Below are 19,621 nucleotides of genomic sequence, written 5' to 3'. Positions count from 1 at the left end.
CAGCCAGGCTTTGCGCCCTTCAAGATGCAGGGCTTTCAGCATGGCGATCACGTCTTCTGCTGAACGTCCGCCGTAGTTGAGACGGGTCTGCTCCCCTTCAAACTCCACCACGATAATGCCAGCGTCACCGACAGCAGCTCGCGCAGTTCACGCAACGTCTGCCCTGTGCTGCGTGAATGCATGCATTGGGTGATCCGGTTGGCCGCCTCCTGGCACACCCCCTCCACAGCCTCCCGGTACGCCAGACGCTGGCAGAGGTTGGCCTCGATGTCGCTGATAAGTTTAACCACCGCCGTTTTGACGGTTTTGATTTCCGGAAATTTCGTTTTTGGGGAGCCTGACTGCTCCAGCGGGGATACGCTGGTCGCCGGTGCAGCTTTAGGGGCGGTTGTCGGGGTGTGCAGGTTCATCGTCATGGTCGTTTCTCCGTTGGTGTGAATTTCGTCTTCGTGTCGCCTGACGGTTCGGCCTCCCCGGAATCGTTCTGGTCAGCAGGGGCGCGCAGCGTGCCATTTACCCTTGCGGACCAGGTTGTGACGGGGGACGATTACCGGAAGCTGATACGAGGGAGAAAGGCATCACAGGAGAAAATGCACGATGTGCATACCCGGACTTAGCGCCCCTTTAGCTGCACAGGTGAAACCGCCCTTCAGCGTCCGGGAGGACGGGTAAAAAGCGCCCTGACGACGTCAGAGCTGCCTTTGTGACGTGCGGTGTTACACTGCCGCTGCCGGTCAGTTCGCCCTTCCTGAAACCGGGGGCGGTTTGTTTTCAGGGACGGGCTGACCGGCTCCCCCCTTCGCTTGCAGAAATTCCCCTGCCACTCACACTGTACGCATACACAGTGCAAATAAGGTGAAATCTGATGCCACGACGCTATGAAATAGACGCAGCCTGGCGTGCGGCCATCACCCGCGAACAGAATGGCCGTCAGACCGTCACGACGGCGGACTTTGTCCGGGAGCTGCACAAATTCAACTGGCACTGGACACCCCGCGAGGCTAACCGGTGGATAGAAACGTATGTGACGGTGTTCCGGGACGTCTCCCCCACGGAGGGAGAAAACCGGACGTTCTGCTTGTTTAACCCGAACGGGGGGCGCTGATATGGGATTTCCGTCACCGGCAATGGACTACCTGGAAAGTCGCCTTTCTCTCGACAGCCACTGTAAAACCGGCCGTCCGGGCGTGTTCCTATTCCGCAGCGACTGCACCTCATTCAGGGAGGGCATTAAGCAGGGGGCACTGCTGATTGACCTGCTCCCCGTTGATTAATACACCGCGATGTTAGTAATGTCTTCATAAGCCACATGAGGACATCCCCATGAAGAAGCGATTTTCCGACGAACAGATCATCAGTATTATCCGCGAGGCAGAAGCCGGGGTTTCGGCCCGGGAACTCTGCCGCAAGCATGCCATTTCAGACGCCACCTTCTACACCTGGCGTAAGAAGTTCGGTGGCATGGAAGTCCCCGAAGTGAAGCGGCTCAAGTCACTTGAAGAGGAGAACGCTCGTCTCAAGAAGCTACTCGCTGAAGCCATGCTGGATAAGGAGGCGCTTCAGGTGGCCCTGGGCCGAAAGTTTTGACGACAGACCAGAAGCGGGAAGCCGTGGAAGTCATGTGTGAGACAACGGGTTTGTCGCAACGCCGTGCCTGCAGGCTGACTGGTCTGTCACTTTCAACCTGCCGTTATTCGGCTCAGCGTCCGGCTGCTGACGCACAACTGTCTCTACGCATCACAGAGCTGGCACTTGAACGCCGCCGGTTTGGTTACCGGCGCATCTGGCAGTTATTGCGCCGGGAGGGCCTTCACGTCAACCACAAGCGCGTTTACCGCATCTATCACCTTAACGGTCTGGGTGTAAAACGCAGGCGCCGCCGTAAGGGTCTAGCGACTGAACGGTTTCCGCTTCTTCGCCCGGATGCGCCGAACCTGACATGGTCGATGGATTTTGTCATGGATGCACTTGCCAGCGGCCGCCGGATTAAGTGCCTGACCTGTGTGGATGATTTCACGAAGGAGTGTCTGACGATCACCGCCGCTTTCGGGATTTCAGGTATTCAGGTCGCGCGTATTCTGGACAGCATTGCGCTGTTTCGTGGATATCCTGAGACGATAAGAACCGATCAGGGCCCGGAATTTACCTGCCGCGCGCTGGATCAATGGGCCTTTGAACATAGTGTTGAGTTGCGCTTAATCCAGCCGGGCAAGCCAACTCAGAACGGATTTATTGAGAGTTTCAACGGTCGCTTTCGGGATGAATGCCTGAATGAGCACTGGTTCAGCGATGTTCTTCATGCCCGGAAAATCATTAATGACTGGCGGCAGGATTATAACGAGTGTCGACCTCATTCATCGCTGAATTACCAGACGCCATCTGAATTTGCAGCAGGCTGGCGAAACGGGAAGCATGAAGAAAAATCAACCGACATTACTAACTGAAGGTTGTATCTAATACTGGGGGCAGGTCAAGGAACGCATCAAGTAGTAATAGAACCATTTAGAACTCCTTGTGAGTGTTTGTTCTATTGTGCAACTTAAGTGTCTTTTCCTTCCTCTTGTGGGTTCTTCGCGTCGAGCTGGCAGTTGGACGTGCCTGTCTTTTCGCCGTTCGATAAAACACCAATTTTGCTGATACTCAGCCCGGATTCATTCAGGTTTTTTGTCTGACTTACCCCACCAAGCGTGGCGATAAGTAACTGTTTTACTTCACTTCTGATTGTGGGCGCCAGCTGCTGCAGGACGCTGGCCAGCTGGCGAAATCCGCGCCGGTCGGCGCGCGGTCATTCAGATTTACTGAAGGTACCAGGAAACGCACAGGGTTATCCCCGGAATCTGTGGATAATCAATATGTCGTGGTTCGTACAGCTGGAGCGGGTACAATATATTGTGTCGTGACGGGTGCGGGCTCCGATTAACCAAGGGTGGTTAGTATGCCCCGCCCGTTCGCGACGAAATTTCATCAAAAATGGCTCTATTTAACATATTGTACGTTATGCAAAGTGATTATGTAGTAGCTAATGAGATGTCCGTCTCTGACCAGATATAAGACATGTCTGCACTACAGTTTCACCACAGCGATCACTGCTTCCAAAGGATGAGACTCATGACGGCATACGGAACGGAATTTTTCTCAATGAACGATGTGAACCGACTTAGGATCAACAACAAGCAGGCCACCGGCATCTGTGCCAACCCCAGTTAAGCTGAGGGCCGTGTTGAACGGGCTCACCTCATGTTATAGGACCACCTGGTCAAGGAGTTTCGGCTCTGTGATTTCAGTACATCTGAGGCCGCAAACGCCTTTTCCGAAGAGTTTATGGCTGACTACAACCGCCGTTTTGCAAAGCCACTTCGTCACGATTTCGACGTTCACCTTCCGCTTGAGAATAATGAAAATCTGGAAGCAACATTCACATGGCGTGAACATCGTAAGGTCTCAAAAAACCTGACATTACATTACAATAAGAAGCTATATCTGCTTGAAGATAATGAAGAAAACCGGCGTTTTCAGTGGAAATACATTGATGTCTGGCAGTATCCGGACAGCGCTATTGAGCTCCGGGCTAACGGTACTTCCCTGCCCTTTATCACGTACGACCGGCTGGGAGAACTGTACCAGGGCCCATCGTCGACCACAAGCGCCTGGGACGGGCTCTGGAGATGATAAAGCTGGTTCAGGACAAACGGGATAACACCCGCTCATAGGCCCTGCCATCTCTTGACGGCCAGACCCCACGCAGAAAGAAACAGCCCGGCAAGAAGTCACAACGAAGCCTGGACAAGAACGACATGCTGGAAGCCCAGCAGCAACTCCAGACCCGGAACCAGGAAATCTTCGGCAAAAGCTGAACCTTAACACACACGCGGACATCTCAATTCAGCCAGAAAGCGGACCTTTAAAAACAGCCCAGACAGTTATTTTAGTGTAAAGCGTTATTATCGTTTTCACACGCCATTTGAATTATGTGTCACATGAAAAAACATATATTGTAATTGATTATAATCATGGAGTTGAGGTATCACACACCCATCATTTCGGCGCAAATTTGTAATGTCGAAAGCTCTACATGATAATCTCTCGCATTTGTTTTTTATAACACCACGGATAATACCATATAAAAACTATGCCTATTAAAATTAATTCAAAAAAAACTCACGCATACACCTTCATACTTACTGAATTAAAATTCATTAGCACGTTAATACAACCGCCTAACAATAATCATAAACGTCATTAATTGGAAAATGGTGAAACTATAGTTACATTTTGGGTTATTTGATATTCACTTTCATTTTCGCCTTGCTTGCTAAAACGGTTCAGTTACCTATTGCATAATTAAGAAACAAAAAGGAGAATAATCCTATCCCAGCAAAATTGCCATGGGAAATCAAAAACACGTAACACAATTATCATCAGGAAAATAAAATGAAAAAAATCGCTATTGTTATTGCAATAGGAACAGCATTCGCAGCCACTGGCATTCAGGCTGCAGGTAACGGCACAATTAATTTCACCGGTAAAGTGGTTGCTCAGACATGTGATGCCGCAGTAAATGGAGCTGCTAACACATCCTCAGTGACTCTTCCAACTGTTCAGGCAAACGTACTTGGTACTGCTGGTAGTACAGCTGGACAGACGAGTTTTAATATTGCACTCACGAATTGTGCAGCTACTTCACCTACTGGTGGCAGTACTGTGAAAGCCTATTTTGAAAAGGGTGCAACGGTAGATGCTAACGGTCGTCTGACTAACCAGACTACAGACGGAGCGAAAAATGTTGCTCTTGAACTGGTTGATGGTAACGACAACTCTGCAATCAAAGCGGGTGACATTGCTCAAAACACCGGTAACTTTGTGACTATTGCCAGCGGTAAAGCAACTTTGCCATATTCCGTACGTTACTATGCTACGGGCACAGCAACGGCAGGTGTGGTTACTTCCAGCGCCACTTATTCATTAATTTACCAGTAATAATAGCCGGGAGAGTTTATCTCTCCCAAGCTATAAAGTTTCAGCCTTTTACTAAGGCAGTCATTGATTCTTCTGGTTGCCTTTCAACACAACACATTAACAGGAAAAATAATACTAAAATTTCCTGAATAAGGTTATATATTATGTTTCTGACCCGTCATGTCCCTGCTGCTATTGTTATAACAGCTGCGTTAACAATACCTGCTATTGCCAGCGTACAGTTAGGCGCCACTCGTGTTATTTACCATTCAGATGACAAAAATGTAAGTCTTCAGGTTAATAATCCAGGGAAAGATCCAGTGTTGCTGCAAAGCTGGATTGATGATGGAAATGCGCAATTAAGCCCTGAGCAAATAAACGTTCCATTTGTTCTTACCCCTCCTCTTACCCGAGTCAATGGAGGTGAAGGACAGACGTTACGCCTTGCCTTTGTCGGCACCGCCCTCCCTGCAGATCGTGAAAGTGTATACTGGTTGAATGTGCTTGAAATTCCTCCGGTTGCCGGTAAAAACACCAACAACATCCAGGTGGCTTTTCGCTCGCGTATAAAAATATTTTATCGCCCAGCCAGCCTCAGTGATAAAAGTGCGCAGGAAGCGCCTGCTCAATTGCGCTGGAATGAGCAGAATAACCGCATAACTATCAATAACCCAACCCCGTTTTACGTATCCATTCTGGAAATTTCAGCCATGCAGAATGGAAAGCCTGTTTCTGTTCCTGCGGATATGGTCGCGCCGAAAAGCACCGCTTCTTTTGAAATCCCTCAGACACTTAAACTGGGCCCAAACACTACAGTCAGCGTAAAAACGATGAATGATTTCGGCGCGATTGTTACGCAACCGATTCAACCGTGATAAATACAGGTAAAGGTTATGCGCACTTCTTCTCTTGCTGTGTTTTCGCCGACCGAACGACCACTGGTCTGCAAGCCTTTTATTTACTTTCTTTATCCTGCGTTGTTATCACTGAATGCATATGCTGCTGAAGATAGCACCAAACAAAATGTTGAATTCAATACTTCATTTCTGAACACTAGCTATACGAAAAATCTCGATCTTAAGCAATTCAGTCAGGGAGATGGCCTGTTACCAGGCAAATACCTCGTAGATATTTATCAAAATAATGAGCTGATCGCTTCCGATACAGTCACGTTCAGTAAACGTGCGGATGGTGTGGTTGAGCCTTGTCTAACGCCTGACGTGCTGGCGCATCTGAATGTGATGACAACAGCCCTGAGAAATACAGAACGGTTGTCTACAGAAACCTGTACCCCCTATCAGACAGTTATCCCTTCTGCGCAGGTTAAATTTGATGGGGCACGCCAGGCTCTCATGCTAAGCATTCCCCAGGAATATATGCAAAAAACTGCCCGTGGTGCGGTGTTACCCGCTTTATGGCAGTATGGTAGTACAGCCGCATTTCTGTCATACAATGCGAATGCTTACCAGGCCAGAACTGGTAATAACACATTTGATTCACAGTACGTCAGCGTTAATTCGGGAATTAATATTGGCGGATGGTTCTTCCGCCATAATGGTTCACTGACGCAGCAGACAGATGCAAAAAGTCGCTATCAGAGCCTTAACACTTACGTGCAACACGATATTACCCCCGTGAAGGGACGTCTGGTCGTGGGTCAGTCAAATACTTCCGGACGTCAATTTGATACCGTGCCCTATGTCGGGGTTTCCGTGTTTAGTGACGACCAGATGCTTCCGGAATCCCAGAGAGGCTATGCACCGGAAGTCCGCGGGATTGCACGAAGTAATGCCCGTGTCACTGTCCGTCAGGGTGGGAATATTATCTATGAAACCAGCGTCCCGGCGGGCGGTTTTGTGATAGATGACCTTTACCCTACAGGGTACGGTGGTGATCTTCAGGTTACGGTGCGTGAATCGGACGGTAGTGAAAGCACATTCCTTGTCCCCTATTCTTCTGTGACTGATTTACTGCGACCCGGTGCACATCGCTATGAAGCGGTTGCTGGCAAATACCGGGCTCCAGAGGGACAAAAAGACCAGTCCTTCTATCAAGGAACGTGGCAGCAGGGGATTACTAACCTCCTGTCGCTTTATGGTGGTTTTCAGTTCAGTGACGGATATCAAAGTTACCAACTTGGAAGTGCGGTATCCACCCCTCTGGGCGCACTGGGTGTCGATGTCACTCAGGCAACGACCAGGACTGTCAATGACAGTCTGACAGGACAAAGCTATAAGGTGTCTTATAACAAACTTATTTCTGACACAAACAGTAATATCGCGCTGGCTGCCTACCGTTTCTCAACGAGAGATTATCTCGATTTTAGTCAGGCCGTACAATATCAAAATTACCAGAGTAATAAACCGGTTTATTCAGGGCTGCTGTACCGAGCAAAAAATCGATACAGTGTTACCCTCAGTCAGGGTCTGTTCGAGGGCTGGGGAACCATTTATGCCAGCGGGATCGCTCAGAACTACTGGAATCGCCAGGAAAGTGATGTGCAATACCAACTGGGGTATTCCAATCGATGGAATTCCGTAACCTACTCAATTACTGCAAACAGGAGCAGGACAGTAGAAGGCTCTATGGATACCAGCTGGCTGCTGTCGCTAAGCATTCCTCTGGGACAGGAGCATCCGGTGACCTTCAGTACCAGTGTAAAAAGAGATTATGCAGGCAATTTAGGCGAACAGGCATCACTCTCTGGAACAGCAGGAGATCGACAGCAACTTAGCTGGAATGTTTCAGGTTCTCACGATCGCATCAACGGTGATACCGGGGGGGCGGGTGGCCAGTATATATCACCGTGGACGACCGCGAGCGCTGCAGCTTCATTTGGCCAGAATTATCAAACTTACTCTGCCGGTGTTATGGGAGCAGTTGTGGCGCACCCGCACGGTGTGACACTAACACCTTATACGGGAGATACGTGGGTTGTAGTTCATGCTCCGGGGGCATCAGGAGCCGATGTCACTAACTATCCGGGGCTAAAAATTGATCGCTGGGGTAATGCCGCCACTCCTTCTCCACAAGCCTACCAGAGAAACAGTGTAGATATCGATCCTAACGGTCTTTCTGATGATGTAGAGCTCGAAGGAACGACAAAAAGTGTGATTCCCCGTGCCGGCTCTGTTGTTATCGCTGAGTTTAAGTCGAAAAAAGGTAAAGCAGTATTGATGCAGCCTGCTCCGGGCACAACGGGATTACCGTTTGGTACAAATGTTACAGACTCTCAGGGTAACAGTCTCGGTTTAAGCGGCCAGGGAGGAATGCTGTATGCTAGAGTGGAAGAGTATTCAGGGAAACTTTTTGCCGTCGTACAAAATAATGGTAAACCAGAAACATGTATTATTCCATATCATATCAACCTGGATGGCAATAAGCTTAACAAGGCGACATACACATGTAATTAGCACATGATTACCAATCATACCACTTTAAAAATCAAGCAGATTTATTTTTTTAATCTGCTTTATTGAGATATAACATGATGAATATAATGTCATATACAAAATATATATTTCGCAATACCAAAAATAAAAATAGATCTCATTTTTCTTTAAAGAAATACAGAGGTTTTTTTAATATCAAAACTTTAGTTTTGCTGGGCGTTGTCCTTTCAACTATTTCATTTAATAGTTACGCCTGCACAACAGACAATGCATTTAATGCAAACTCAACACTTCAGCCTGGGCAATATGGTATATATAGTGCAGGGCAGGATATGTCACCGGGAACAGTAATAAGGCTCCAGAGATTTTTTGGTGTACCACAACCAGTATATTGTTATACTGGGACATATTTAACATTTAATACAATCGGAGGAGTGTTATATGGCAGTGGGACAGAAAATATATATCAGACAGGCGTTCAGGGATTAGGTGTTCGCTTCAAGGTCACGGGTGCACCTAATATTATCTACGGTTCTGGTTCCAGATATGCACTAGCTGATAGTTTCATCCCAAATAATATAGTATCAGTGGATGTTGAATTCATAATAATGGGGCCGCTCAGCCCTGGAGTAGTAAATACCAGCGCATTCCCTGTATTAACCATTCAAGCTGTTGAGTATGGGGTGAATTATAAAGTTGGACAATTTAACTTTACTGGTGGTTCATTTAGTGTTCAACAACCAACCTGCACGACACCTGACTACACCTATGATTTGCTCACTGTGGGTCTGACGAGCTTTACAGGAGACAGACAAAACTCACCGTGGATAGATACGCCAATTAAATTAACTAACTGCCCTACCTTTTATGGTAATAACTCAAATGGCAGTAGGACATATACTAATATCTATGGGCAAAACCCGCAGGAATTAGGGGCGAAACAACCTGTCGTACTGAACGTATCATTAAGCCCAAATGCCGGCATTATAGATTCAAAAAATGGCATAATTGGACTCGACTCAAGCTCCACGGCAACAGGAGTGGGAATCCAAATTGGCTATTTATTATCAGGTAATGTGTATACGCCTCAAAATTTAGCTTCAACAGTATCGATGAATACAACCACGGGAGTTAATACTCCGGTTTACACATTTCCTTTTGGTGCAAGAATGGTCAGAACGTCGGGTGATCTAGCTCCGGGGCGTGTAAGCTCCAGCATGACTTATACCGTTACCTACAAATAATGATTATCTGTTAAATATTCTGTGATTGCTCCCTCGCCCTATAATTAGGGTGGGGGGGTAATTAATATCTTCTCAATTCCATTAATACACTCTTATCCTTCAATCACCCAAAATGGATACAGAGGATATAGTTAAGGATTCATCAAACAAACATATTTCATCTCTCAGTGATATAGTCTTCTAAAATACACTGTCCTACATTCATTGCAAATTAATGTAGGACAGTGTATTGCAAACCTCAAGGTATTATACATGCAAGCTTGATATTCTATTAATCAAGAAAACAGGTTGGTTAAAATATATATTTTGGAATTATGCCATTAATGTATTGTAATTCATGCTTTGGGAATAAATATCCTTGGATATAATCAGCCCCGGAGGAAAAAGCAATATTGGCACATTCTTTTGTTTCAACACCTTCAACTACGACCTTGCAATTCCTTGACTTTACCAGTTCAATTTGTTTCTCCAGTTCTTTATAGTTTTTATTCAGCAATAAAGATCTATCGATTTTAATAAAACTGATGGCATTTCCCCATATCAAATACATTTCAGGGCTGAATCTTTCCCTGCAAAAATCATCAAGCCAAACAAATTCTCTTAAGTGATTAATTCTTAGAGGTCTTAATATGTTGTTGAGATAATTAATTTGAAAAGGATTTGTGGTTTCGTTAAGCTCTATCCTCAAATGAGGAATGGAAAATATAGTCTTAGCTAGATCCTGATATCTACAAAGTTTTTTCAGTGATTCGTAGTCGATATTCAGGGTGCATAACACATTGTTAGCTGAGAAAAAATTTTCTTTTTTATTAATTGCATCAATCTGTTCAATAAAAATGGATAGTTTATCTGTGGCTGACATATTAGCAAAAAATGACTCTCTATCCTTTGAAGAAAGAAGGTTTGTAAAGCGAGTCAGTATTTCCACAGCAAAAAGCTGGCCATTATTGCTATAAATTGGTTCAGCTATAAAGTAATACAATTTTTAACTCATTTGGTTATAAGGTATTTATACTCGTGAACTTTGGTAATAAGGTGCATACGACTAACTTGTATAATCTTCTTTATATGACTGACGTGGCTTCCGATAGTTTTAACTGAAACATTCATTTTATCTGCTATTTCATCATTCCGCTTTCCAGATACAATTTCCGTCAGAATATAATGCTGTTTACGAGTCAGTGTAATTAGATTTTGTTCCCACACGTCAATACCGTTTATAGCATTGACAATTAAAGTCGGGGCTATTTTTCTGTTAAGGCATGTAACATTTACACCCATAAATAACAACTTAATCTTGAAACCTGAAAAAATAATTACTTTTTCAGGAAAAAGAAATACAAGTTGCCTGACTAGTGATGTATGTATGACGTTATTATAGAAGTTATCAATAATGATTTTTATTTTCTGATTGCGCGCGATTTTTATTTTTTTTGTATCATTCAGTTGAATAACATTTTCGTCTGGTAAAAGATGTTGAATTGCGGTAAATAGGAAATAATCCCTGGTGATGACTAAAACCATAAAAAGCACCAATTGATAATAATGATTACTTTACGGGCCATGGCGCATCATGGCAACTAACAAAAATACCATTATTTAGACTCCATGTGGAATGATAGGTCATGGTTAATAACGATTGTCAACTATTAGAATGTTAAATCAACGATGACATGGTGGGTATTATTCTTTTGTCGGTGCAAAACACTTTATCGACAACACAAAAAAAGGTTAATTGATGGATGTAAAGAAATGGCTTGCCATGCAGAGCGATTCTGCTACTTCTGTTTTTCACATGGGCAATTATTGTCATCAATGGAAAGCATCTACTTTCCATACAGGAAAACCCAGCTTCCATATCGTAATGAATGGACATTGCTGGTTGCAGATTAATAATGATAAGAAAAGGAGGAAGCTAAACGCCGGTGATATGGTCTTTTTCTTCACCAATATTCCATTTTATATAATGTCCTCTGAAAAAACTCCCGTTACTGAGTTACCTGCTCGTGAGATGCTCTCATTCGCAGAAAAGAAAGAAGAAAGTACATCACTTATCTGTGGTTTTCTTAATGCCAAGCTACGTTCTCTTGAGCTTCTCTTCGCATTGATGCCTGAGTTTATTATCATAAACACACATTGCCCAGCCTATAATCGTCTTAGCTCATTGTTACAACTTCTTCGCATGGAATGTATAGAGGTAGATGATACTTGCGAAATAAAAATCACTCGCCTGACAGATCTTCTGTTGGTTTATCTTCTTGAAGAGGCAACCAAAAAACAGTCGCTGGATATCAACCTCATAAAACTATCTGACAATGCGCACTTTCTCGACCTTATTCTGACGATTCATGCCTCTCCACAAAACTCATGGTCAGTGGAATCTATGGCAGAGCACGTCCATATGAGTCGCTCAACCTTCATCCGCAAAACCGAAGAGCTGAGTGGGTACACACCAAATGAAATGCTGACTCGCATACGGATCAATGTTGCTCAAAAACTCATCCAAAGGGGCTGCCCAATAGAACGAATTGCTGCTGACGTCGGATATCATTCATCGGTAGGCTTTTATAAAGCATTTCGACGAACAACCGGTCTCCCTCCCGGTCAATGGTCCTCACAACTCCAGAGGACCATTTACTGAATCAGTAAAAAAACTTCCCTGTCGGTTTTGCAAAGAGCAACTAATACCTGCATATATTGCAAAAAAACAGGGTAGTCTTCAATAAACTGAAATACCAAGTCTCGACGTGAAGTTAAACTTTTGTGTCCAGAATGGAATCACCTTCGTCCCCGGCGATATTTTTGCTTCGCTGCGCTACCAGTTTCCATTTCGTGCATCTTATCCAACTGTCAAAAGGTGTTTGCTGCAATGCATTACCCACTGATGGCCTGCCGGTTCTACCTGATGCTTAGAGTAAGGGGTCAGTTTGGATATCGAAAATTATTGTACGTTAAGGTTGTTTTTTGTACTTTTGGGCTGCGGTAATAGAGATAAACCACGATGACTGGAAGCTTTGAGCGAAGAGTGGAAATTACCAGCTGGTCTTTATGATCATCCAGCTACTTAACCAAATGATAAGACGACTGGAAAGGTAGTTGTTATTAAGCTGCGACAAAATGCTCAGGCAAATCTATTAACTGAAAAATCTATGAAGCTCCTAAGTTTTGGTGTTATTTGCCTGTCTGCAGCATAAAGAATGTGAGTCGGTCGCGCTGGAACACTAAAGTCAGGGAGCAACTGTACAAGTTGTCCGTTTGCTAGGGCCGGTCCAACAAGTTCCTGGGGTTGAAGCAGTATCCCCATTCCAGCCACCGCCGCACGCAAAAGAGGCTCACCATGATCGACGATAAGTCGGCTGGATACCGGAACCTCTATCAGCCCATCACACCCTATAAAACTCCAGTGAGTGCGTAAACACGGTCACGTAAGTTTCAATCCATCTGTTTCTGCCGTGGTGTCCAGTGCCAGTTGAATTTGTGCAGCTCCCGCACAAAGGCACCGGTCGTCACGGTCTGGCGACCGTCCGGCTCGCGCGTGACGGCTGCACGCCAGGCGGCGTCGATTTCATAGCGTCGGGGCATAGGATTATTACCTAAGAGATCTGTATATAAACACAGTATAATTGAAGCGGGATTTTGTGCAAGCGAGGAAGGGGACCCGGCCAGAACGCCCTGGAAACAAACCGCCCCCGGTTTATGGGAAAGGCGCTCTGACCGGATGTACAGCGTACCATTTCCCCCGTTCTGCACGGCATAAACCTTTTGCGCATTATTCCTGGCGTCAGCGCCGGTGATGCCGCCCCGGCTAGCCAGCGCGCATTCTACTGCCCCTGCCGCGGCGTCTTAAAAACCTTTTCACCACCCCGTCATAAGGGGCACTAAAATGACTTGCCGCAATCCACTTTATAGTTAAGAATTGCAACATATAGTGCCATTGATGTTGAATCCACACATTATGTGGTTTTTTGTTTCACTACAAAGCAAGTTGTGACCTATATGCGATTTCTTTCAATTTAACGTAGATGGAGTTCGGGATGACATACACCACGTTTTCAAAAATACAGAATGATCAACTGAAAGAGCCTATGTTTTTTGGGCAACCAGTCAATGTTGCCCGGTTCGATCAGCAAAAACATGAGATCTTTGAAAAATTGATTGAAAAACAACTCTCATTCTTCTGGCGCCCAGAAGAAGTTGATGTTTCACGTGATCGCATTGATTTTCAGGGAATGCCGGAGCATGAAAAGCACATTTTTATCAGTAATCTCAAATATCAAACGTTACTGGATTCTATTCAGGGCCGCAGTCCGAACGTTGCCCTTCTGCCACTAGTGTCAATTCCTGAACTGGAAACATGGATCGAAACCTGGGCTTTTTCTGAGACAATACACGCACGATCGTACACTCACATTATCCGAAACATTGTAAATGAACCTTCTATTGTTTTTGATGAGATAATAACTAACGAACGTATTCTTTCACGCGCAAAAGATATATCTAAATATTATGATGAATTGATCGTATCAAGTAATCTCTGGCACCAGTTTGGTGAAGGAGTACACGAAATTTCAGGGAAAAAGATAGTTGTCAGTTTGAGAGATATAAAAAAGAAGCTGTACATGTGTCTGATGAGTGTTAATGCCCTTGAGGCTATACGATTTTACGTAAGCTTTGCCTGCTCCTTTGCTTTTGCAGAACGGGAACTCATGGAAGGTAATGCAAAAATTATTCGGCTTATAGCACGCGATGAAGCACTTCATCTTACAGGTACGCAGCATATGCTTAATCTTATGCGGTCCGGAGAGGATGATCCCGAAATGTTGACTATCGCGCAGGAGTGCGAGGAGGATTGTTATAACCTGTTCTTGGAAGCTGCTAATCAGGAGAAAGAATGGGCTGAATATCTCTTTAGTGGGGGATCAATGATTGGTTTGAATAAAGAGATTCTATATCAATATATTGAATACCTGACCAATAAAAGAATGATGGCTGTCGGACTTGAACGTCCTTTTCCTGCTCGCTCTAACCCTATCCCATGGATCAATTCATGGCTTAGTTCTGACAATGTGCAAGTGGCACCACAAGAGGTTGAGGTTAGTTCATATCTGGTTGGGCAAATAGATCCAGAAGTAAATGAGAGTTTATTTAATGATTTCAAACTCTAGAACAAAAAAATCTGTTATAACTCTGAGTAATATCGGATCTAATCTGCACTGCTCGGGAGTTTACTCTAATTTACTTACACTCTTGGAATCTTACAAAATACCTGTTGAGTTTCAGTGCAGGGAAGGGTTTTGTGGCGCATGCCGCTTGAAGCTTCTTAAAGGAGATATCATTTATGTACAAGAACCGCTAGCATTTATTCAGGAAAATGAAATATTGCCCTGTTGTTGTTTACCAGTAGGTGATATAGAAATAGAACTCTGAATGAATGTTCATTTTTCAGTATTAAGTGAACTCATATTTTTTTAATTATTATCAGAACATAATATTTATGTTCCCTTTAATTGACGTGGTGAAAGCGATGGTGGCAGGACATGCCGTGCTTGCCTGTGGAGGGATGGCGCACTCAGGCCGCCCGTTGAACCAGGAACCCACAGAGGTGATTCTGGCCGCGGCCTGAACGTTGCAGGAATCCCCGCCCTTTCGGGCGGGGAGGATGTCAACGTCTGGTAAAAGTCGGGATTAAGGTAAACTTCCCATCACCCAGCAACGCCAAAGCTATCAGGGTGCAAGTCCAGAATAATGGGTACTCCCAGCCACCGTTTACATTGCTGAATAACCATCCATTACCGGCGTGTGCCCATACGGCCCCTGACATACCCGGAACAGCAATGAGTGCGCCCAGTCTTGGCTTCATACCGAAAATGAGCATTGTTCCACTGACAATTTCGACTATAAGCGTGGCCCATGCCATCCAGCCTGGCAAACCCAGGGATTCGAAAAAACTGCTGGTTCCAGGCATGGTAAAGATAAATATCTTTAAATAGGCAGAATGCGCCAGCAGGGCAATACCCGTGGCTATACGCAGCAAAAATATTCCATAGGGTGCTAATTTTTTATCAGTCATAAACAGCTCCGTGCTCATTACAGGAAATTCAGAAACATAGGCTATACTCGTCACTTCTTTCAGACAATGTGCAACTTTAATGAATCTGGAGTGCAAAAATGCACAACTGGAACTGGGATGACCTTAAATACCTTCTGGCTGTCGTCGAGCAAAAATCCGTGTCTGGGGCAGCAAGATTTTTACATGTCAGCCATACAACGGTGCTCAGGCGAATTAACGCTTTTGAACTAAAAAACGGACTCCGTTTATTTGAACGGAATGCAACAGGAAGTTCGCTGACAGAGACGGGGGAAGAAGTACTTCAGGTCGCTCAGGAGCTCAAAGCGACAGTTTCAGCTTTGGAGCGCCGTCTGTCCGGTAAAGAACACCGGCTTGAAGGCCGCATTCGTCTGACAACCTGTGACACGCTGATGGATTCAGTGATTCCAACTCTACTGGAAAGGTTTACTGCTGCAAATCCGGAAATCACTTTTGACATTACGACCGGCAATTATGTTTCTGTCAGTGCACAACGAGACGCGGATGTCGCTATCAGAACTGGGGACACACTACAGGAGATGTATTATGGACGAAAAGCGTGTGATTCTGGTTTTTCTGTTTATGCCACACCATTTTTAAATCAACAATATAGTCCTGGAAGCATTTTATCAGATAAACGCTGGGTAATACCTGACATAACATTAAGTGGTATGACTATTTTTAACTGGATAAAAAAAAATATTCCTGACGCTGCGATCTCGGTTCGGGCTGATTCGTTAATCAGTCTGAAAAAAGCTGCAGAAGCAGGTATGGGGTTTACTATACTGCCACATTATCTTGGTGATGCATCTGCTGGGTTACAGCGTGTACCTAATCATGAGGTTGACAGGATTAAAACAGGCTTATGGGTTCTGACACATCAGGATTTACATCACTCGGCAAGAATCCGCACTTTCATGACTTTTGCAAATGAAACACTGAGAGATTGCATTGAACAGTAAATTTTTTCTGAGGCTGCTTAGTCTTTAATCATCCCTCTGCATTATGCGTTCGAGTCATATGTAAGCGCCCTCCGTTGGGGTTAAAGAGCTGAAACGCGCGGTTTTCCCCTTCCGCTGTGGAGATATCCCGGAATACCGTCACATATGTTTCTATCCACTGATTTGCCTGTCGCGGCGACCAGTGCCCGTGATCTTTTCCAGCTCAAGGACAAAGTCACCGGTTGTGACCGTCTGGTGCCCGTTCGCTTCGCGTCTGATTGCCGCGCGCCAGGCCGCATCGATTTCGTAATGTCGAGGCATAAAAATTCGCTCAAAACACTGTATATAAAATCAGTGTGAATGATGAGGGGATTTATGCAATGAGGGAACGCGCTGCCGAGGCAAAACGTATCATTTATTCCTTAACATCATATGCAAACCTGAAAGGCAACTTTCAGGTTTATCTGGCATTAACCTTACAACCCTTTTCAGCACCGCAGCATAAGGGGCGCTAAGCCCGCGCATGCGCATCGTCATTTTCGCCTGTGCTGCCTTTCGGCTGCGTATCAGGCTTCCGGTAATCGTTCCCCACCGCAACCCGCCCCGCAAGGGTATATGAACGCTTCTCGCCCCTGCTGGCCGGAACGACGGCGGGGAGGCCGAACCGTCAGGCGATACGAAGACGAAATTCACACTGACGGAGAAACAAGCCATGACGATGAACCTGCACACATAGACAAGCCCCCCTAATGCCGCAGCGGCGACTAGCGTATCCCTGCTGGAGCAGTCAGGCTCCTCAAAAACGAAATTGTCTGAAATCAAAACCCTGAAGCAGGCCGTGACACAGAAAACAACCGCTGCCAGCGTCTTGCTTACCGCGACGCCGTTGAGGGGCTGTGTCAGGAGGCCATCACCCGCTGTATGCATCTGCGCAGCACGGGGCAGATGTTGCGCGACCTGCGCGAGCTGCTTTCAGTCACGCTGGACACCATTATCGTGGTGGAGTTTGAGGGCGGGCAGACTCGACTGAACTACGGCGGGCGCTCTTCTGAGGAGGTGATCGACATGCTCAAGGCGCTGCACCTCGAAGGGCGCAGGGCATGGCTGGAAATTGAATAAAAAAAAGCCCCGTCGAAAGACTGGGCTTATCCTTCGAAGAGTATCAGTTAGGGCATAAACCAGAGGGCCTTTTAAGGGGGCCACATCATGTATTTTTCCGTGCTTCGTTCAGTGTTCTGAACAGGTTCTCTGTCCGGTATGTCCGGTTGAACCGTTCGATAAACGCATTCTGTGTTGGCTTACCCGGCTTGATAAATTCGAGCTGCACGCCATGTTCTTCGGCCCATTGTGCCAACGCCAGTGAGACCAGTTCTAGCCCGTTGTCCATCCTCATTTTTAGCGGATCACCGCGGTTTCTCACTATCCTGTCCAGTACCCAGACAACTCTCTGAGCCGGGATATTCAGGTCGATTTCTATCGCCAGCGCTTCACGGTTAAAATCATCCACCACCTTAAAGGTTCGAAAGCGTCTGCCACAGACCAGCGCATCATGCATAAAGTCTATCGACCAGCTCTGGTTAAGTGCCTCAGACGTCACCAGTGGCACCGGGTTGCGTACCGGCAGCCGCTGTTTTCCCTTACGACGAAAATTCAGTTTCAGCGGGCAGTAAATCCGGTGAACGCGTTTGTGGTTCCAGGTATGGCCCTGCCTGCGCAGCAGCTGGAACAGCTTCTTAAAACCGTAGCGCGGATAGCGTTCTGCCAGTTCAGTCAGCGCACAGATCACCGGTTCATCACGTCGGGTATCGGGCTGATAAAAATAGACTGTCCTGCTCAGCGATAACGTCCTGCAGGCCTGACGTAAACTCATGGCAAATTGCGTCGTCAGATAGCTGACGAGTTCACGCTTTATCGCTGGTTTTAAAGCTTTTTTCGAAGACATATTTCAGTGCCCGGCACTCAAGGCTGAGATCAGCAAATATCTGCTTAAGCCTCCGGTTCTCATCTTCCAGATCTTTGATTCTTTTAATATCGGCCGCTTCCATCCCGCCATACTTTGCCTTCCTGTTGTAATAGCTGGCTTCCGAAATAGCAGCTTCACGGCACACATTCTTGACGGTACGTCCGGCTTCGACGGACTTCAATACGGCGATGATCTGGTGTTCAGTGAATCGGATCTTACGCATAGCAATCTCTTCAGGGGACATAATCAGTATGTCGGAAGATCTCTAGAAGTGAATGGTTCGTTTTGCAGGAATACTTACACTGACTACCAGGGTGAAGCGTCTTAACGCCAATTGTGAATTCTTATTCATTTTTTGTGCGTTTTTTTTAATTTCTATCGGTTTTTTAGCTGAGTAAATGTGATGTCTGTCACGTTATTTTAATAACAAAAAGTAATAAAATTAAATAAGAAAAATTTAATTTCTTTTATAATCAATCTATTATTGACTTCTACAATGTTTGTATTATAACACAACGCTTTTCTTGACCTTGATGGTGCTCAATCCCCGCTATAGAATGTTTATTCACTTTCTAATGGATTGGTATTCATGTTTGTTCAGAAATTAATTGTCCTTTCATTTTGGTTTTTCATTGCTTCATCATCAATATCAGTAGGTCATGCTAATTTACTCTTCTTCTCGGGTTCCATTTCCAGCACGGGGTGTAAGGGGCATTTCATTTCAGGACACATAAAGCTAGCATGTAGAGATAACCCTGCTATTTCGGACGAGATTTTTTTGGGTAATATTGATGAAGGGCATTTCCATTTCAGAGGTATTAAAGTAAAAATCCACAACCTGAGAAATGATAATTTTAAAAAAATAGTATTACTGGATTACTATTGAAAAATAAAGGTGAGTGAATCGCCACGTATAATCTAGACGCTTCTGAGTTGTTGTGTGGTCTGACCCGACCCCGCTAGACGATCCTGCCCTATAGTTTGAGCATAGGAGGAGCGTATGGGCACACCACGATTTACACCTGAATTTAAGGAAG

Annotated in this window: 18 protein-coding genes and 5 pseudogenes; 15 read left to right on the top strand and 8 right to left on the bottom strand. The window is 45.4% G+C overall.

Annotated elements, in window-relative coordinates; genetic code table 11:
• Positions 1-47: 47 nt before the first annotated feature.
• Complete coding sequence (locus tag AC27FC_RS19610) at positions 48-410, bottom strand: hypothetical protein (RefSeq protein ID WP_487160277.1); 363 nt, start codon at positions 408-410, stop codon at positions 48-50.
• 455 nt (positions 411-865) lie between these two features.
• Here AC27FC_RS19610 and AC27FC_RS19605 point away from each other — a divergent pair, with 455 nt between their 5' ends.
• The 8 genes and pseudogenes from AC27FC_RS19605 to AC27FC_RS19570 all read left to right on the top strand — a co-directional run bounded on the left by AC27FC_RS19605 (position 866) and on the right by AC27FC_RS19570 (position 9,592).
• Positions 866-1,105, top strand: a complete 240-nt coding sequence (locus AC27FC_RS19605) for a DNA polymerase V (RefSeq protein WP_487160276.1) — start codon at positions 866-868, stop codon at positions 1,103-1,105.
• 1 nt (position 1,106) lies between these two features.
• A pseudogene (locus AC27FC_RS19600) lies at positions 1,107-1,253 on the top strand (S24 family peptidase); the annotation flags it as partial.
• A 70-nt stretch (positions 1,254-1,323) separates the two neighbouring features.
• Positions 1,324-2,444, top strand: a protein-coding gene (locus tag AC27FC_RS19595; protein ID WP_137467517.1) for an IS3 family transposase whose coding sequence is annotated in 2 segments (ribosomal slippage) — positions 1,324-1,582 and positions 1,582-2,444 — 1,122 coding nt in all. Because the reading frame shifts where the segments join, the coding sequence is not laid out codon by codon here.
• A 715-nt stretch (positions 2,445-3,159) separates the two neighbouring features.
• Positions 3,160-3,854: pseudogene (locus AC27FC_RS19590) on the top strand (transposase family protein); the annotation flags it as partial.
• A 577-nt stretch (positions 3,855-4,431) separates the two neighbouring features.
• Positions 4,432-4,977, top strand: coding sequence for a fimbrial protein (locus AC27FC_RS19585; RefSeq protein ID WP_487160275.1), 546 nt, complete (start codon positions 4,432-4,434; stop codon positions 4,975-4,977).
• A gap of 143 nt (positions 4,978-5,120) precedes the next feature.
• Positions 5,121-5,831 (top strand): fimbrial biogenesis chaperone, encoded by a 711-nt coding sequence (locus AC27FC_RS19580; protein WP_487160274.1) that lies wholly within the window; start codon positions 5,121-5,123, stop codon positions 5,829-5,831.
• A gap of 18 nt (positions 5,832-5,849) precedes the next feature.
• On the top strand, positions 5,850-8,369 hold the full coding sequence (locus AC27FC_RS19575) for a fimbria/pilus outer membrane usher protein (protein WP_487160273.1): 2,520 nt from the start codon (positions 5,850-5,852) through the stop codon (positions 8,367-8,369).
• A gap of 74 nt (positions 8,370-8,443) precedes the next feature.
• The gene (locus AC27FC_RS19570; RefSeq protein ID WP_487160272.1) at positions 8,444-9,592 is read left to right on the top strand and encodes a fimbrial protein; all 1,149 of its coding nucleotides are present in this window, start codon (positions 8,444-8,446) and stop codon (positions 9,590-9,592) included.
• A 292-nt stretch (positions 9,593-9,884) separates the two neighbouring features.
• Here the strand turns inward: AC27FC_RS19570 and AC27FC_RS19565 are convergent, their stop codons facing one another.
• Both AC27FC_RS19565 and AC27FC_RS19560 read right to left on the bottom strand, forming a co-directional pair.
• Entirely contained in the window at positions 9,885-10,574 is a 690-nt protein-coding gene (locus AC27FC_RS19565) for an EAL domain-containing protein (protein ID WP_487160271.1), read from the bottom strand.
• 8 nt (positions 10,575-10,582) lie between these two features.
• Complete coding sequence (locus AC27FC_RS19560) at positions 10,583-11,116, bottom strand: response regulator transcription factor (protein ID WP_487160270.1); 534 nt, start codon at positions 11,114-11,116, stop codon at positions 10,583-10,585.
• 214 nt (positions 11,117-11,330) lie between these two features.
• On the opposite strand from AC27FC_RS19560, the gene AC27FC_RS19555 reads away from it, so the two are divergent.
• Positions 11,331-12,233 (top strand): cupin domain-containing protein, encoded by a 903-nt coding sequence (locus tag AC27FC_RS19555; protein WP_487160269.1) that lies wholly within the window; start codon positions 11,331-11,333, stop codon positions 12,231-12,233.
• Positions 12,234-12,713: 480 nt separating this feature from the next.
• Here the strand turns inward: AC27FC_RS19555 and AC27FC_RS19550 are convergent, their stop codons facing one another.
• Entirely contained in the window at positions 12,714-12,986 is a 273-nt protein-coding gene (locus AC27FC_RS19550; RefSeq protein ID WP_487160332.1) for a LysR substrate-binding domain-containing protein, read from the bottom strand.
• A gap of 38 nt (positions 12,987-13,024) precedes the next feature.
• Complete coding sequence (locus AC27FC_RS19545; RefSeq protein WP_487160268.1) at positions 13,025-13,174, bottom strand: hypothetical protein; 150 nt, start codon at positions 13,172-13,174, stop codon at positions 13,025-13,027.
• Between the two features lie 452 nt (positions 13,175-13,626).
• On the opposite strand from AC27FC_RS19545, the gene nrdB reads away from it, so the two are divergent.
• From nrdB to AC27FC_RS19530, 3 genes and pseudogenes are all read left to right on the top strand, one after another.
• Entirely contained in the window at positions 13,627-14,757 is a 1,131-nt protein-coding gene (nrdB, locus tag AC27FC_RS19540) for a class Ia ribonucleoside-diphosphate reductase subunit beta (protein ID WP_487160267.1), read from the top strand.
• Entirely contained in the window at positions 14,741-15,019 is a 279-nt protein-coding gene (gene yfaE, locus AC27FC_RS19535; RefSeq protein ID WP_487160266.1) for a class I ribonucleotide reductase maintenance protein YfaE, read from the top strand. The genes nrdB and yfaE overlap by 17 nt, the downstream gene beginning before the upstream one ends.
• 97 nt (positions 15,020-15,116) lie before the next feature.
• Positions 15,117-15,215 (top strand): annotated as a pseudogene (locus AC27FC_RS19530) (hypothetical protein); the annotation flags it as partial.
• Positions 15,216-15,254: 39 nt separating this feature from the next.
• Here the strand turns inward: AC27FC_RS19530 and AC27FC_RS19525 are convergent.
• The gene (locus tag AC27FC_RS19525) at positions 15,255-15,662 is read right to left on the bottom strand and encodes a DoxX family protein (RefSeq protein WP_487160265.1); all 408 of its coding nucleotides are present in this window, start codon (positions 15,660-15,662) and stop codon (positions 15,255-15,257) included.
• Between the two features lie 98 nt (positions 15,663-15,760).
• Between AC27FC_RS19525 and AC27FC_RS19520 the strand changes: the two genes are divergently transcribed.
• Positions 15,761-16,642: a LysR family transcriptional regulator gene (locus AC27FC_RS19520; protein WP_487160264.1), complete on the top strand. Its 882-nt coding sequence runs from the start codon at positions 15,761-15,763 to the stop codon at positions 16,640-16,642.
• A 28-nt stretch (positions 16,643-16,670) separates the two neighbouring features.
• Here the strand turns inward: AC27FC_RS19520 and AC27FC_RS19515 are convergent.
• Positions 16,671-16,942, bottom strand: a pseudogene (locus tag AC27FC_RS19515) (DNA polymerase V).
• Positions 16,943-17,566: 624 nt separating this feature from the next.
• Between AC27FC_RS19515 and AC27FC_RS19510 the strand changes: the two are divergent.
• Positions 17,567-17,740: a hypothetical protein gene (locus AC27FC_RS19510; protein ID WP_487160336.1), complete on the top strand. Its 174-nt coding sequence runs from the start codon at positions 17,567-17,569 to the stop codon at positions 17,738-17,740.
• An 88-nt stretch (positions 17,741-17,828) separates the two neighbouring features.
• Here the strand turns inward: AC27FC_RS19510 and AC27FC_RS19505 are convergent.
• A pseudogene (locus AC27FC_RS19505) lies at positions 17,829-18,807 on the bottom strand (IS3 family transposase); the annotation flags it as partial.
• Positions 18,808-19,173: 366 nt separating this feature from the next.
• Between AC27FC_RS19505 and AC27FC_RS19500 the strand changes: the two are divergent.
• Positions 19,174-19,470, top strand: coding sequence for a hypothetical protein (locus AC27FC_RS19500; RefSeq protein WP_487160263.1), 297 nt, complete (start codon positions 19,174-19,176; stop codon positions 19,468-19,470).
• Positions 19,471-19,621: the final 151 nt, after the last annotated feature.

The organism is Enterobacter sp. C3_dUdeg (assembly GCF_057536195.1).
The sequence above is the reverse complement of the archived record's forward strand: the minus strand, read 5'-3'. Positions and strand labels throughout refer to the sequence as shown.